The sequence below is a fragment of the Glaciecola sp. 33A genome, from assembly GCF_002836745.1.
Taxonomy (GTDB): Bacteria; Pseudomonadota; Gammaproteobacteria; order Enterobacterales; family Alteromonadaceae; genus Glaciecola.
On sequence record NZ_PJAR01000043.1, the window covers coordinates 132,294 to 146,270 of the forward strand.

13 protein-coding genes are annotated in these 13,977 nt (G+C 42.2%); 10 read left to right on the forward strand and 3 right to left on the reverse strand.

The annotated features are described in order from the left end of the window. The first annotated feature begins 361 nt into the window (after positions 1-361). From ggt to CXF81_RS14990, 7 genes are all read left to right on the forward strand, one after another. Entirely contained in the window at positions 362-2,068 is a 1,707-nt protein-coding gene (ggt, locus tag CXF81_RS14960) for a gamma-glutamyltransferase (protein ID WP_101182146.1), read from the forward strand. Between the two features lie 3 nt (positions 2,069-2,071). Continuing rightward, positions 2,072-3,013: a Dyp-type peroxidase gene (locus tag CXF81_RS14965; protein ID WP_101182147.1), complete on the forward strand. Its 942-nt coding sequence runs from the start codon at positions 2,072-2,074 to the stop codon at positions 3,011-3,013. After that, the gene (locus tag CXF81_RS14970; RefSeq protein WP_101182148.1) at positions 3,010-3,816 is read left to right on the forward strand and encodes an ABC transporter ATP-binding protein; all 807 of its coding nucleotides are present in this window, start codon (positions 3,010-3,012) and stop codon (positions 3,814-3,816) included. Before CXF81_RS14965 ends, CXF81_RS14970 begins: the two co-directional genes overlap by 4 nt. After that, positions 3,813-5,153 (forward strand): ABC transporter permease, encoded by a 1,341-nt coding sequence (locus tag CXF81_RS14975; RefSeq protein WP_101182149.1) that lies wholly within the window; start codon positions 3,813-3,815, stop codon positions 5,151-5,153. Before CXF81_RS14970 ends, CXF81_RS14975 begins: the two co-directional genes overlap by 4 nt. A 129-nt stretch (positions 5,154-5,282) precedes the next feature. Next, positions 5,283-6,242, forward strand: coding sequence for a chemotaxis protein CheV (locus tag CXF81_RS14980; RefSeq protein ID WP_101182150.1), 960 nt, complete (start codon positions 5,283-5,285; stop codon positions 6,240-6,242). Positions 6,243-6,403: 161 nt separating this feature from the next. After that, positions 6,404-7,012 (forward strand): hypothetical protein, encoded by a 609-nt coding sequence (locus tag CXF81_RS14985; RefSeq protein ID WP_101182151.1) that lies wholly within the window; start codon positions 6,404-6,406, stop codon positions 7,010-7,012. 137 nt (positions 7,013-7,149) lie between these two features. Next, entirely contained in the window at positions 7,150-7,773 is a 624-nt protein-coding gene (locus CXF81_RS14990) for a lysoplasmalogenase (protein ID WP_101182152.1), read from the forward strand. Positions 7,774-7,859: 86 nt separating this feature from the next. On the opposite strand, the gene CXF81_RS14995 is transcribed toward CXF81_RS14990, so the two are convergent. After that, the gene (locus CXF81_RS14995) at positions 7,860-8,327 is read right to left on the reverse strand and encodes a phosphate-starvation-inducible protein PsiE (protein WP_232771951.1); all 468 of its coding nucleotides are present in this window, start codon (positions 8,325-8,327) and stop codon (positions 7,860-7,862) included. Further along, complete coding sequence (locus tag CXF81_RS15000) at positions 8,320-8,772, reverse strand: malate synthase (RefSeq protein ID WP_101182154.1); 453 nt, start codon at positions 8,770-8,772, stop codon at positions 8,320-8,322. Before CXF81_RS15000 ends, CXF81_RS14995 begins: the two co-directional genes overlap by 8 nt. Before the next feature lie 492 nt (positions 8,773-9,264). On the opposite strand from CXF81_RS15000, the gene CXF81_RS15005 reads away from it, so the two are divergent. After that, positions 9,265-10,860, forward strand: a complete 1,596-nt coding sequence (locus tag CXF81_RS15005; RefSeq protein ID WP_304441725.1) for a long-chain fatty acid--CoA ligase — start codon at positions 9,265-9,267, stop codon at positions 10,858-10,860. Between the two features lie 369 nt (positions 10,861-11,229). On the opposite strand, the gene CXF81_RS15010 is transcribed toward CXF81_RS15005, so the two are convergent. Then, positions 11,230-11,856 carry a TetR/AcrR family transcriptional regulator gene (locus CXF81_RS15010; protein ID WP_101182156.1) on the reverse strand — a complete coding sequence of 209 codons (627 nt, stop codon included), beginning with the start codon at positions 11,854-11,856 and terminating at the stop codon, positions 11,230-11,232. Between the two features lie 175 nt (positions 11,857-12,031). Here CXF81_RS15010 and CXF81_RS19940 point away from each other — a divergent pair, with 175 nt between their 5' ends. Beyond that, entirely contained in the window at positions 12,032-12,190 is a 159-nt protein-coding gene (locus CXF81_RS19940) for a hypothetical protein (RefSeq protein ID WP_157825570.1), read from the forward strand. Positions 12,191-12,194: 4 nt separating this feature from the next. Continuing rightward, positions 12,195-13,421, forward strand: a complete 1,227-nt coding sequence (locus tag CXF81_RS15015; protein ID WP_232771953.1) for an FAD-binding oxidoreductase — start codon at positions 12,195-12,197, stop codon at positions 13,419-13,421. Positions 13,422-13,977 lie beyond the last annotated feature (556 nt).

Here is a 13,977-nt window from a genome sequence, read left to right on the forward strand (position 1 = left end):
TTGCTACTTAATTTTTGATAGGCCTGTATTGTATACATTAACCAGTTAATGCCAAGTGATGCTGAGTCGTTCTTTGTAGAGTAAAACCACTCGTATTAATCCCAACGTTCTTTATTTTCAGCAGATTCACTTTCTTGGCCGCGCTCACTACCCTCTGGACTATCTAATAATAGGGTCTACATCAATGGACAAACTTTATAGGATCCGTTGCAAGTAGTCTCAAATTCCCTTTCGCACTCTTCGCAAAACGGCGTTACACTGTTGTTATGACATCTGTTTGAATACTAAATTAAGAATAGATATCAATTAAACCAAACCAAATTAAATTAAATTAAATTAAATTAAATATAAAGAGTGCAGCATGCTTAAGTCGATTAAATCTAACTCTGTTCTGTTTTCTACTATGTTAATAACCTTACTTACTAGTCATGCTATTGCATACGACCGCATAACAGGCGAAACTTTTGCTAGTCGGTCTGAAGTGATTGCGCAAAATGGAATGGCGGCAACCAGCCAACCTTTAGCTACTCAAGTTGCCTTGGATGTTTTGAAAAGTGGAGGCAATGCCGTTGATGCAGCTATCGCTGCAAATGCCATGCTGGGTTTAGTTGAACCCACAGGTAGCGGCATAGGAGGAGACTTATTTGCTATTGTTTGGGATGCTGAAACTAAAAAATTGTATGGGCTAAATGCATCAGGACGCTCGCCAAAAGGGCTCACTCGTGACTATTTTGCTCAGAAAGGCTTGGATAAAATTCCGGCCTTTGGTCCATTACCTGTATCTGTGCCTGGCGCAGTTGATGGTTGGTTCATGTTAAATGAACGATTTGGCTCAAAGCCGATGCAAGAACTGCTTGCTCCGTCAATACGTTATGCTCGTAACGGCTTTCCTGTATCGGAAATCATTGCCTACTATTTTGAAATGAACCAAAAGCGCATAGGGCACTATCCGGGCTTTGAAGAAACCTTCACTATTGATGGAAAAACACCGAAGAAAGGCCAAATTTTCAAAAATCCAAACCTTGCAGCGACTTATGAAAAATTAGCAACCGGCGGTCGCGATGCATTTTATAAAGGCGATATTGCGCGCACTATTAGCGGATTTATGCAAAGCCAAAATGGATTGCTCAGTTATCAAGATCTAGCATCACACACATCAGAGTGGGTTGAGCCTGTATCGACTAATTACCGTGGTTATGACGTGTGGGAATTACCGCCTAATGGTCAAGGAATTGCCGCTTTGCAAATCCTTAATATATTGGAATTATACGATATTGAAAGTATGCAGCGCGATAGCGCGGAGTTTATACACATTTTCGTTGAAGCCAAGAAGCTTGCATTTGAAGATCGAGCTAAGTTTTATGCTGATCCTGACTTTAATCAAATTCCAGTCGACTGGTTAATTTCCAAAGAATATGCAGAAAAACGTCAAAAGCGGATCAATCCGAATAAATCGTCAAAGCGCGTGGACGCAGGTAAAAATGAAGGCGACACTATTTATCTAACTGTTGCCGACAGTCAAGGCAATATGGTGTCACTAATTCAAAGTAATTATCGAGGCATGGGTTCAGGTATGATCCCCACCGATTTGGGCTTTGTTTTGCAAAACCGTGGCGAAATGTTTTCCCTTGATAAAAACCATTTTAATTCTTTAGAACCCGGGAAGCGGCCGTTTCATACCATTATTCCCGCGTTTGTCACTCGCAATAATAAACCACTGATGAGCTTTGGTGTAATGGGTGGGGGAACGCAACCACAAATGCATGCACAAATTATTATTAATATGATTGATTTCGGTATGAATTTACAAGAGGCAGGTGACGCGCCGCGCATCTTACATAGTGGCTCCAGCTCACCCGAGGGAGATATTATGACCGACGGTGGCTACATTAGTTTAGAATCTGGGTTTTCCGCAAAAACACGTCGCGATTTGCTTAAAAAGGGACATACTATAAAAGATGTTTCAGGTGCTTTCGGTGGCTATCAAGCAATCATGCTAGACGATAAAAACAAAGTGTATTATGGTGCATCTGAAACTAGAAAAGACGGTCAAGCCGCAGGATACTAATTAATGAGTCAACCGCAAAAGGGTGTTTGTGCAGAGCCAAATTTGCATGCTCAATATTTGCTGTTTAACGTCGTCGATGACGACTTTCCGGCAATGCGTGAAAAGCTATCTCGTTTGCTTGATTTATTTGAGCATTTTGATGATGAACACTATGAAGCAATGGTGTCTGGTGTGATTGCCATAGGGTCAAGCTTTTGGTCTGAAATTTATCCGCACAGTTCGCCACAAGAATTAGTCGGTTTTCCAGATATGCAGAGCGAAGATCGTTGCGCGCCGGTCCTTCCTTGTGATTTGTTTATTCAAATTAGAGCGGATCGCCTCGATATTTGTCACGCCGTTGGTATTGAAGTGCTTGATCTACTGCGGGTACATGTTGAGTTAGTGGAGCAGGTTAGTGCCTTCCGATATCTTGATGGTAGAGATTTAACTGGTTTTCTGGATGGTGAAGACAATCCAAGAGGCATGAAAAAGATTGATATTGCCGTGGTCGGCGACAATGATCCAGAGTACAAGGGCGGTAGCTATATTCATATTCAGCGCTACCGTCATGATATGAGCCGTTGGAACGCACTTTCATTACGCCGCCAAGAGGGTGTTATGGGGAAAACTAAAGAGCATAATTTGCCTTTGGTCGACAGTGGGCGTTCATCACACAGTTTTCGTACTAAATTGACTGGCCTCAATGGCGAATACCCCAGTTTATTAAAGCAAAGTATGCCTTATGGTGACATGTTAATGCAGGGCTTATTTTTCGTTAGCTGCGCAAATAGCAGTAAATCATTTAGCAATATGCTGCACAGTCGCATTTTTGGAGATGAAATGGGGCATTATGACCGACTTCTGGATTATTCTAATGCGGAAACTGGAGCGGCTTTTTTTGCTCCATCAATCCAATTTATTAAACGTCATGCAAAAGAATACGACGATGAAAAATTTTCTTTTTGAGTAATTTACTCAATGAAGCTGGGGCTGATGGTTCCACACAGCCTTCAAAAAATCCTGTAAATACGCTCTTTAATGAGCAATCACCAGCGGTCCTTGTTGAATCAGTTGTGTTTTCCTACGTTTCGGGTAAGCGCATAATAGATATTAAAAAATGGCGTCTGAATAAATCAGAACATGTATTCTTATACGGCCCATCTGGTTGCGGTAAGAGTACTCTGTTGAACTTGTTTTCAGGTATTTTAACGCCGCAGCAAGGCAGTGTTAGTATTTTAAATACAGATATTACGGGCCTAAAACCGAGTAAACGAGATTGCTTTAGGGCTCAACATATTGGTGTGGTTTTTCAGCAATTTAATTTAGTTCCCTATCTAAGCGTGCTTGATAATATTCGACTGGCAATGCATTTTGCAAATGATGGCGCTGACAAACAAAGCACAGATAAAAAAAGCACGACCAAACAAGAACGCATAATCTCGATGCTGCAAGCCTTACAACTGCCCATAGATTGCATACAACGAAAAGCCAGTGAATTGAGCGTTGGGCAACAACAACGGGTAGCAATAGCCCGCGCATTGATTAATAAACCCGATGTGCTGATTGTTGATGAACCCACCTCAGCCCTTGATGCATCGGCGAAAGATGCCTTTATGAAGGTGCTTATTGAAACGGCAAAAAGTTCGAATGCTGCGCTAATTTTTGTCAGTCATGATCAGTCTTTAGCTAGCCATTTCAAACGTATTGAAGCGTTGTTTGATATCAACGATAGCGCTGCGTTAGGACCTGAATTGGATAGCAAAGTATGATTTTGAATGTTGCCAAACAAAGTTTATTGCACAGAAAAGTGTCAGTATTGCTGACGTTTTTAGCCTTGTTAGTCAGTGTTTCTTTATTGGTGTCTATCGAGCATATTCGAAAAGAAGCAAAAAACAGCTTTTACCGCACGGTTTCGGGTGTTGATTTAATTGTGGGCGCTCGAACAGGGCAAATCAATTTACTGTTAAGTTCAGTGTTCAGAGTGGGTGCCAACGCCAACTCCGTTAGTTGGCAAAGCTACCAGCGCATTATTGCTAATCCACAAGTAGATTGGGCTATTCCGCTGTCCCTAGGAGATTCGCACAAAGGTTTCGCAGTCATCGGCACAACCAATGATTATTTTGAGCACTATCGCTATGGTGACAAACGCAAGCTGAGCTTTCAAACCGGTGGACGTTTTACCAATAGTGACGTTAACGAGCATAAACAAGTGACGTCCATGAATAATCACTTCGATGTTGTTTTAGGTGCAGATGCAGCCAAGCAATTAAATTATCAAGTGGGCGAGCAAATTATTATGTCTCATGGTGTTGGTAAAGTGAGTTTTAGTCATCATGCTGAACACCTCTTTACTGTTGTTGGTATTTTGCAGTTTACAGGCACACCAGTTGACCAAGGCGTGCATGCTGGTTTGAACGCCATAGAGTCGATTCATGCACAGCCAAAAACAAGCTTGGCTAAAAAAAACCGTTCTCAGACTAGTTTGAGAACGTCTAAACAAGCGCAAGATCATAATCATGATGAGCATGATGAGCATGATGAGCATGATGAATATGGACTTGCACAGCCGACTCAAGTTTCGGCTTTTATGCTCGGACTTAAGTCACGTATTGCTGTTCTGCAAGTTCAACGACAAGTAAATCAAGACAAACTCGAACCACTGTCAGCTATTATTCCCGGTGTTGCCCTAGGTGAACTTTGGCGTTTGGTTGGTGCGGTTGAAAACGTATTGCGTATTATCTCAGCCGCAGTGCTGATTGCCAGTTTATTAGGCCTTAGCACAATGTTATTAGCTTCTTTGCGTGAGCGTAAGGCAGAGATTAGTGTGTTGAGAATTATGGGTGCAAAACCCAGCTTTGTATTCTGGCTGCTGCAATTAGAAGCGCTCAGTATCGCATTGGGTGCGTGTGTTATCGCCGTTGTGTTAGTCACGGGCACAATCTTTCTTAGTAATGATTGGTTGTTGGCAGAATATGGCCTGTCGTTGAGTGTAAATATTCTTTCGATACATACCTTGTGGGTAATTGGGGCGGTACTAATAGCGACATTTGTAATTGCCTTAATACCCAGCATCGGCGCATACCGCAGCGCGCGTGCGTTAGCCTAATTTATGTTGCCAAGGGCGCGGCTGAACTATTCTTAGAAAGGGCTAATAAACCCGCATTATCGGGCGATACCCTATAATAGTAATCAGACGATTTTTGTTCTGTATCTTTTTCGTATTCTAGAGAGTGTTATGTCTAATCTAATGTCATCAATTGATCAACGCACCAAGCTAGTGGGTGAAAATCGGCTAGAATTGCTGATGTTTAAGTTAGGTTCACGCCACACATTTGCGCTCAATGTATTCAAAGTTAGAGAAGTGATTACAGTTCCACCGTTAAATCAAATGCCTGGATCGCACCATCATATTAAAGGCGTAACGAATTATAGGGGCGGATCGATACCTATTATCGATTTAAGGACGGCTATTCATTTGAGCAATAACAATGATCATTATGAGGCTCAAAACGTCATCATCACCGAATATAATAGAAGCGTACAAGGGTTTCTAATTGGGCAAATAATGAACATCGTGAATACGTCATGGAGTGATATTCAACCGCCGCCATCTTCGGCCGGTAAGAATAACTATTTAACCGCTTTCACTAGAGTAGAAAACGATGGCCAAATAGAACTGGTAGAGATCATTGATGTTGAAAAAGTGCTTTCAGAAATTATTCATTATGATACCTCGATTTCAGAAGGCCTTTTAGATTCGGATATAAAAGAAAGCTTAATTGGTCAAAAGGTATTGGTGGTGGACGATTCTGCAACCGCTCTATGGCAAATTCGCGAGACACTGACGCAGTTAGGTATTGAAATTATCGAAGAAAAGGACGGACTGAGAGCGTTGAATCTTTTGAAAAGCTGGGCAGATGAAGGTAAAACAGTCACTGATGAAATTTTAATGATGTTTACTGATGCCGAAATGCCGCAAATGGATGGTTATCGACTCACCGCAGAAGTACGAAAAGACGAACGAATGTCTACTTTATTTATTGCGCTGAATACCTCGTTAAGTGGCAGTTTTAATGCAGCCATGGTTGAAAAAGTAGGATGCAATAGATTTATTTCCAAATTCCAGCCGGATTTGTTAGTCGAGGTTGTGCAAGAACGAATGAGAGAAGTGTTGAATGATAAGCACCTAGAATAAGGACCTAAGATAACTACTTTGCGCCACTTATACATCTGCTAATAGTTTGAATACAACAAGCATTGGCTGCTAGCTGCTCCCTTTAAGGAGGCAGTACTGGGCTTTTGCTTTAAAATCAAATAACCTAACGCATACGTTTACCGATTAGGCTCCCAATTTTTATGAAATCAGTTACGATTATAGCAATCACTTTTAACTTTTTACTCTGCCTCCCTGTCCTAGCGACAAACGTTGTCAAGTCAGCCCCGCTAGTTTCTATTCCCACGCATGATAACTTTTTCAATAGTATAGCGACGTTATGTGGCAAAGCATTCGAGGGCAAAGTTGTGTTTGATAACGATCCCAGTCCGACATTTGACAATAAACTGGTGATGCACGTCAGAAAATGCTCAGGTACACAATTACAAATTCCTTTGCATGTTGGAAACGATGCTTCACGCACGTGGATCATTAGCAAAACCGGAAGTGGTTTGAGTTTGAAGCATGACCATAGAAAGGAAGATGGCAGTGACGATCCGTTAACTATGTATGGTGGGCATACACTTGACGCCGGTCATGTTCAGGCGCAGTCGTTTCCAGCAGACCAGTATTCAAAAGAACTATTTACTCGAAGTGGGATCCCTCAATCGGCGGGCAATACGTGGCAGATGTCGATTTATGCTGAAAAGTTTACCTATAGAATGGTGCGTGAGGGCAGAGAGTTTCGCGTTGATTTCGACTTAACTAACCCTACTGAAGCGCCTGAAGCACCTTGGGGCTATGCTGACTGAAGTTAATTAGCTCTTCAGCATGACTGTGATTAGCGCAGAGGCTAAGTTCATTAGGTTTAGCCACGGGCACTTAATTTGAATAAAAAAGGGCTTTATGCCACAGTGCGATCATACTAAAACAACAAAAAGGTAATAAAATGCAAGCTATATACAATGCTTTATTCTTTGCCTTTTCATTACTGTACCTAGTGCTACTTTCTTTTGACCCACTGATGATATCTTGGCTCATCAAAATTTTACCGATCCTAATTTTAGTTATCGCCGTTGCCAACACACCAGTTTCTTCTAGCAGAACGCTATTGCTTTTAGCACTCGCATTCAGTGCCACCGGCGATGTTTTGCTCGAACAAGGTTTATTTATATTTGGCATAGCTGCATTTTTAATAGCTCAGTTACACTACGGCGTATTTTTTGCACGCAACTGGTCGTCAGTGACAACGCGTTGGCCCATTTCAGCATCCATTCTAATTTTTATGTTAGCAATGGCTTTTTTATTAAGCCCTCATTTAGGCGAACTTAACACCCCTGTTTTTGCTTACTTAGTGGTTATTGGTTTGATGGGACTTTTAGCTACTCAATCGGAGATGCCGCTCAAATGGGCTGTATTAGGGGCCTTTGTATTTATACTATCAGATTCTCTTATTGCCATTGACCGCTTCTTACAGCCCCTGCCATTGAGTAGCTATTTAGTCATGATAACTTATTACTGTGCGCAATGGATGCTCATTCAAGGTGCGTTGAATAAATGTAAATCGGCCTAGTTGAGTGGAGGACGAATATAGTTCAATTTGAGGCCCCCCCACTATTTTTGATTATGCTGTGTTGCATCGCGTATTAGTGTGTTTTATCAATCCTTGCGCATTCGGATAATAATAACCGCAGCAATCGCTAGTACCAGAATTGCAATTGCCTCATACAATATATTTTCAGGCGCCATATCCTTACCTTGCAAAATAATCAATCGTGCTATGGCTGTTATGGCAATAAAAATAGGGTAAACGAAAACGGAGCGACGATCTGAATAGAATATCGCCACCATGGCAATAACTTCTAAGTACAGAAACATAAGTAGTATATCGGCAAGACTAATGGTCTGTGCACGATAAAAGGTTTGAACTTCGAAGGCAACGCCTCCCAGCGTCATTAGAACCACAAGGGTCAACAATACCCGCTCAATCAGCTGAAAAATACCGAGTGCAAAAAAATTTTCGATTTTATTTGAGCCGGGTGCTTTGGAATTGCTATCAGGCTTTCGTTCTGAAGCTTGATTACTATTTTCTTTTTCGTTTGACGACATAATTGATAAATTACTCAATAAAATAATCGTCGTCCGCTTTAGAAGTAAATGTGCTCTGCGCGGGGAATTCGATATGTATCGATGCTCCAGCTCGGTTCATATAATTGCGGGTATTAAGAACTAATTCGATATGAACATTATTTTCTTTGAGCACTATTGATTCTGGAGTATCTTTGTGACCTGCAAAGGCAACAAACTGTTTTGGCTGCGCTAAACCACAGTGAGTACCATCCGCAAAGAAGGCCATTATATGGCGAAAGTAAATAACGTATTCTTTGACATCCTCGTGTGAACCATCCTGTAATGCAAAGTACTGGTCTAGGATTTTGCTTGGCTCGAGGCAACCATCAAGTACATCATAACTTGTATTGTGGTCTATCTGGCCAAAAAGAATGGCCAGCTCAGGGGCAAATAACGGCTTTTGAATGTCGAGGCGGTTAACGTCAGCGATTGGCATGCTCATAATGTATTCTCCGATGTGTATCAATTAGGTCTTTGCAATTTCAATATCATAAGCATAACCTAATTTGATAAATAATTTCACAAAGGAAATTATACAGAGTGAATTTTACAAAAAACAAAGCACTTTGAACCCGTCGTATTTTATTTAATAATGCCCTGTGGCCTTCTACCGAGGAAGGTAGTCATCAAATTTATGCTAAAAATACTAACAGCAAAAGACATTATTCCGAACACAATGAGTGCTACAAAAGCAGAAAAAATTCAGGTTTGATGTTGATGTAAAATCATTTAATTTGTGTCATATCTTGTAAATTTGCGACAAAACACTGAGCTTAAAAACTGCCCGAAGCTCAAGATAATCAGTTTGTTGTCCTCCAAATACCAAACAAATTATTCCTATTGCATAGAGCCGACTCATGGTTTATTTTGTTGTATTGGGCAATACAACGAATAATAAAAATAGAAGAGACCTATGCTTGGACAAATGATGAATATGCCGCTCACTATTGGTAGCTTGATCGACCACGCCGCTCGTTTTCACAGCAGCGGCGAGATTATCTCGGTCGAGACAACAGGTGGGATCGAGAACACCACATGGGGCGAAGTGGGGGCCAATGCGCATCGGTTGTCATCAGCACTACGCAAATTGGGGCTTGGAAAAAGCGCGCGCTGCGGCACAATTGCGTGGAATAACCGACGCCACCTCGAGATCTACTTTGGCGTGGCTGGAGGTGGGTTGGTCTGTCACACGATCAATCCGCGTATGGGGGCTGAGCAAATGGTCTATGTGATAAACCATGCTGAAGATCAGGTGTTGTTTATTGATGCTACGTTTGTGCCTGCTGCGGGCAAACTGACACCGGCACTCAAGTACTGCAAACACATTGTCATGCTAGGACCTCGTGACGAGGCAGCTGCACAGACTATTCCTGGGCTGATATTCTATGACGAGCTTTTAGAAACGGGTGATGCCTTAGAGGCTTGGCCAGACATTGATGAACAATCAGCGGCTAACTTATGCTATACCTCTGGCACCACAGGTGACCCCAAGGGCGTGCTGTATTCACACCGTTCGACGGTTTTGCACACGCTTTCTGGAAACCAGCCTGACGGGCTTAATATCTCCGCTAAGGATACTGTGCTACCTGTTGTGCCTATGTTTCATGTTAACGCTTGGGGTGTGCCGTATATTGCGGCGATAACGGGTTGTAAGTTGGTGCTGCCGGGGCCAAATTTAGACGGTAAAAGCCTTGTAAACCTGATTGATATTTCCAGTACGACGCTAGCGCTAGGTGTTCCGACAATATGGATGGGACTGCTTGGCGCTCTCAAAGAAACGGGATCGAAAATGCCTAGCCTCAAACGAACAGTGGTAGGCGGTTCTGCGTTACCGCCCTCAATGATCCCCGAATTTGCGGAATATGGTGTTGAGTTGATACACGCTTGGGGGATGACCGAAACCTCACCTGTAGGGTCTATGAATCAGCTACTACAGCGGCACACTAAAATGTCAGTGCAAGAGCAGGCAATACTGCGTCTTGGTCAGGGACGTCCGCTATTTGGCGTAGATCTGCGTTTGGTAGATGAAGTTGGAAGTATATTGCCCCACGACGGCATAGCCCAGGGTGATCTTCAAATTCGAGGTCTGTGGGTTATTGATACTTACTTTGGGAAAGATACATCTGCCCTCACGGCAGACGGCTGGTTTGACACCGGCGATGTGGCCACAATTGATGCCGAGGGCTTTATGATTATCCGTGATCGCTCCAAGGATATTATTAAGTCCGGAGGTGAGTGGATTTCAACGGTTACCTTAGAAAACATAGCGATATCTCATCCAGCGATCTCCAACGCTGCGGCCATTGCCGCGTTACATGAAAAATGGGACGAACGCCCTATCCTTATCGCAGTGAAGTCGGCGGAAGTAAGTGAGGAAGATCTGTTGGCCTTCTACAAGGGCAAGATTGAAAGTTGGCAAATACCGGACCGCGTAATTTTTGCAGACGCACTACCGATAGGATCGACAGGAAAAGTCCAGAAGAACAAGTTACGCGATGAGTATGGTCAGATTTTACTGCCCAAATCTTAACTGGTTATTTTCTAAAATGACGATAAAGCGCGTGATGGGTGGTTTGACCCCATAAGCGCCTGTCACATTCTGCCAAAAGCGGGAAACTGGCGCCTGCGCAAACGGGCGATTTTTGTCAGTCATTTACTGATAGAACTCTTGGGACGGCATTGCTACGTAATTACAACAAACCGCACTCCGATTCATTAGTGTAAATGTCAGCCAATTTGTCTGATTTTAGTAACGTATCACATCATTAGCCTATAAACGTTGTAAAGTAAACAGATGCAAGCTGAGCTTTATTTTCGTTACTATCAATGATGTTCCAAAGTCAGTTCAAGCGCTAATTCGAGCATTAATTCGAGCACAATACATGTTGATTAAATATTCTTAAGCACCCAGTGATGACTCTATTAACAAGTCTAAATATGCGTCCAGTAGACACTCATGTCCAGCCCATTGATATTCGCTTATTGTAATGAGATTCAGTGCAATACCATTCATATGGCAAATTACACCTTGAATTATTTTAAGTAACTGTTCGTCAGATTTCTCAGCAAATACCAGCTGAGTTAATGGCAAGAACACGTTATTCATGCGCACTTCAATATCAGCGTGATGAATGAAATAACTACTTTCAGATCCTGGACTATCTTCATTCAAAAATACCATACGGAAACGCGCTGGATGCTTAAACCAGTAATTCAAGTATTCATAGCAGGCGACTCTAAACTTATCGTGATGTGTGTTTTCAGCTGACACTTTTTCTTGCAGCCCGACAAATAACTCAACAATAAACTCATCCCAAATATGGTGAAGGATTGCGTTCTTGTTGGCGAAGTACTTATATAGGGTCATCACTCCCATACCAACATCCGCCGCAATTCTGCGCATGGAAACCGAATCAACACCTTCTTCATGAAATAATTTTTTAGCGGCTTCAATAATTCGTTTTTCTTTTAGCTCTGCTGCTTCAGGATCTTGCTTAGGCCTGCCTTTTTTAACGCTCTGCGTGATAAAGTCCTCCTCATATCATCGTATCTACCGTGGTTACTTTACGCTTTTCAAAAGGTCTAGGTCAAATTTTTCTTGACTTAAGGGTACGCGTACGACTAATTTATGTAATAATTGATTTAACTAATCATTAAACAAATACTTCCATTCACAATGGGATTAGTAAGGGAGCGCATACATGTCTGATTCTATAATAAATGCAATGAAAAAAAACCACTCTTTCTGGCAGCACAAGTACGCTAATTATAAGGCTAATGATGCTTTACCTGAAGGTCAGTACGAAGTTGATGTATTGGTCGTTGGTGGGGGGGTTTACCGGGCTGACGGCAGCACGTGAAATAATGAGAGACACACCTGAAAAGAAGGTGATGGTAGTGGACGCCAATGAAGTAGGTTTTGGTGCTTCGGGAAGAAACGGGGGCTTTAGCATGACATTATTCGGAATGGAACCGGAGACTACGGTGATGCGTTGGGGTAAAAGTAAGACGCAAGAAGCTCAGAATTATATGCAACAAGCGGTGGCATATGTTCACGACTTGGTTGAGAAAGAAAACTTGGATTCTGACTACGAGCATACCGGTATGTGGCGGGTTGCGTATAGTGAAAGCCAAGAGAAGCGATTGAAAAAAACCTATGATCTACTTACCAGTCTTGCCAAACCAAACAGTTATCAATTTTATGACCAAAGCAAAGTAAGGGAAAAGCTAAATGCACCGCAAATAAGAGCTGCTATCTTTGAACCTGAAACAGGCATCCTTGACCCTTGCAAACATGTTCGGGCTATTAAACAGTTAGCTGAAAAAGCAGGCGCTAAGATCTACGAAAACACAGCTGTTGTTGATATCCGCAAAGGAGGTGACGGTACCATCGTTAAGACGAACCAATCCACCATAAACGCCAAAAAGCTAATACTAGCAACCAATGCTTGGTCTCACACCTTAGCAGGACCCAAGAAAATACGTAATCGCCAACGACCTGCCTGGACCTATCAAATTGTCTCAGAGCCTTTAACAAAAGAAGAATGGCAAACTCTTGGTTGGCAAGATCGAATGTCCATCGAAGATAATCGACAGCTTGTGCATTATTTACGCATCACAAAATGCGGGCGTATCACCATAGGGGGAGGTGATATAGCGTATGAATATGGCAAAGAAATGGATAAGTGGCATGATCCTAAAATTTGGCAAGCGCTCGAAGATCATTTTCACTGGCTTTTTCCGACATTGAAACACAAGAAAGTCGATTACAAGTGGGGTGGTGCCGTTTCTGCCAATTTTGATATGGTGCCTGAAATCGGCTTTATCGGAGATGAGAATATAATCTATTCAAGCGGTTGTATTGGGCACGGTGTTTCTTTAACGCAATTGAATGGTCGATTGATCGCTGACCTTATCTCAGGCATTGATAGTGATATTAGTAAATTCTGGATTGTGAATCGTAAGGCTTTGCCAATGCCTCCGGGCAATTTCCTCGCCTACCTGGGGGTAAAAACCCTTACCGGTATACTTAAAGGCGTAGACTGGTACGAAGAAAGAGGGCTTAAATCCCGAGTACCCTCGCCGCACTAACCTGCAATTTAGCCATGTCGATTATATCATGGCAATATTATATGGAGTTATTTTGTTTACTGCTCTTACAGCCAAGAAACGATACTTTAAAGCGCTGCATGGCTGTACAGAGGAAAATACTTTATGTCTGCAATAGGTCGATACTTGTCCTTTTAGCTGGGAGCAAGAGTGACAATTTATTCGCAAAAATCAGCTCAATTGAAGTAAGTCCCACTGACGGCTTTTGGCACTATGCGACCGTGACGAGCTTAAAGCTTATGTCAGCCATGTCGGTTTAGATGTCATTAGCATATCAACCACTGATGCACTTCTAATCCTTAATACTTAGTCTCAAACTTTCATATATCCGGACAATCTATAAATAGTTAATTGTGCAAACAATCCCGTATTCCAAGACCGCAGCATATGCAGTATAATTTAATACTTATTTCGGCGCCCTTCCCTCTGGTATCGTTTATCGGACAAGCGCGTATAAAACCCATTGATCCCAAGTCGCCGGACGACTTCACACTGTTTTTTCATCATGCTGTAAAATATAATTACGATATTAAAAGAA

What these genes read in the sequence shown, in the direction of transcription:
- CXF81_RS15000 (WP_101182154.1), bottom strand. Translation starts at nt 8,772, where the DNA reads ATGAGCATGCCAATCGCTGACGTTAACCGCCTCGACATTCAAAAGCCG.
- CXF81_RS14975 (WP_101182149.1), top strand. Translation starts at nt 3,813, where the DNA reads ATGATTTTGAATGTTGCCAAACAAAGTTTATTGCACAGAAAAGTGTCA.
- CXF81_RS15005 (WP_304441725.1), top strand. Translation starts at nt 9,265, where the DNA reads ATGCCGCTCACTATTGGTAGCTTGATCGACCACGCCGCTCGTTTTCAC.
- CXF81_RS14985 (WP_101182151.1), top strand. Translation starts at nt 6,404, where the DNA reads ATGAAATCAGTTACGATTATAGCAATCACTTTTAACTTTTTACTCTGC.
- CXF81_RS14990 (WP_101182152.1), top strand. Translation starts at nt 7,150, where the DNA reads ATGCAAGCTATATACAATGCTTTATTCTTTGCCTTTTCATTACTGTAC.
- ggt (WP_101182146.1), top strand. Translation starts at nt 362, where the DNA reads ATGCTTAAGTCGATTAAATCTAACTCTGTTCTGTTTTCTACTATGTTA.
- CXF81_RS19940 (WP_157825570.1), top strand. Translation starts at nt 12,032, where the DNA reads ATGTCTGATTCTATAATAAATGCAATGAAAAAAAACCACTCTTTCTGG.
- CXF81_RS15015 (WP_232771953.1), top strand. Translation starts at nt 12,195, where the DNA reads ATGAGAGACACACCTGAAAAGAAGGTGATGGTAGTGGACGCCAATGAA.
- CXF81_RS14965 (WP_101182147.1), top strand. Translation starts at nt 2,072, where the DNA reads ATGAGTCAACCGCAAAAGGGTGTTTGTGCAGAGCCAAATTTGCATGCT.
- CXF81_RS14980 (WP_101182150.1), top strand. Translation starts at nt 5,283, where the DNA reads ATGTCTAATCTAATGTCATCAATTGATCAACGCACCAAGCTAGTGGGT.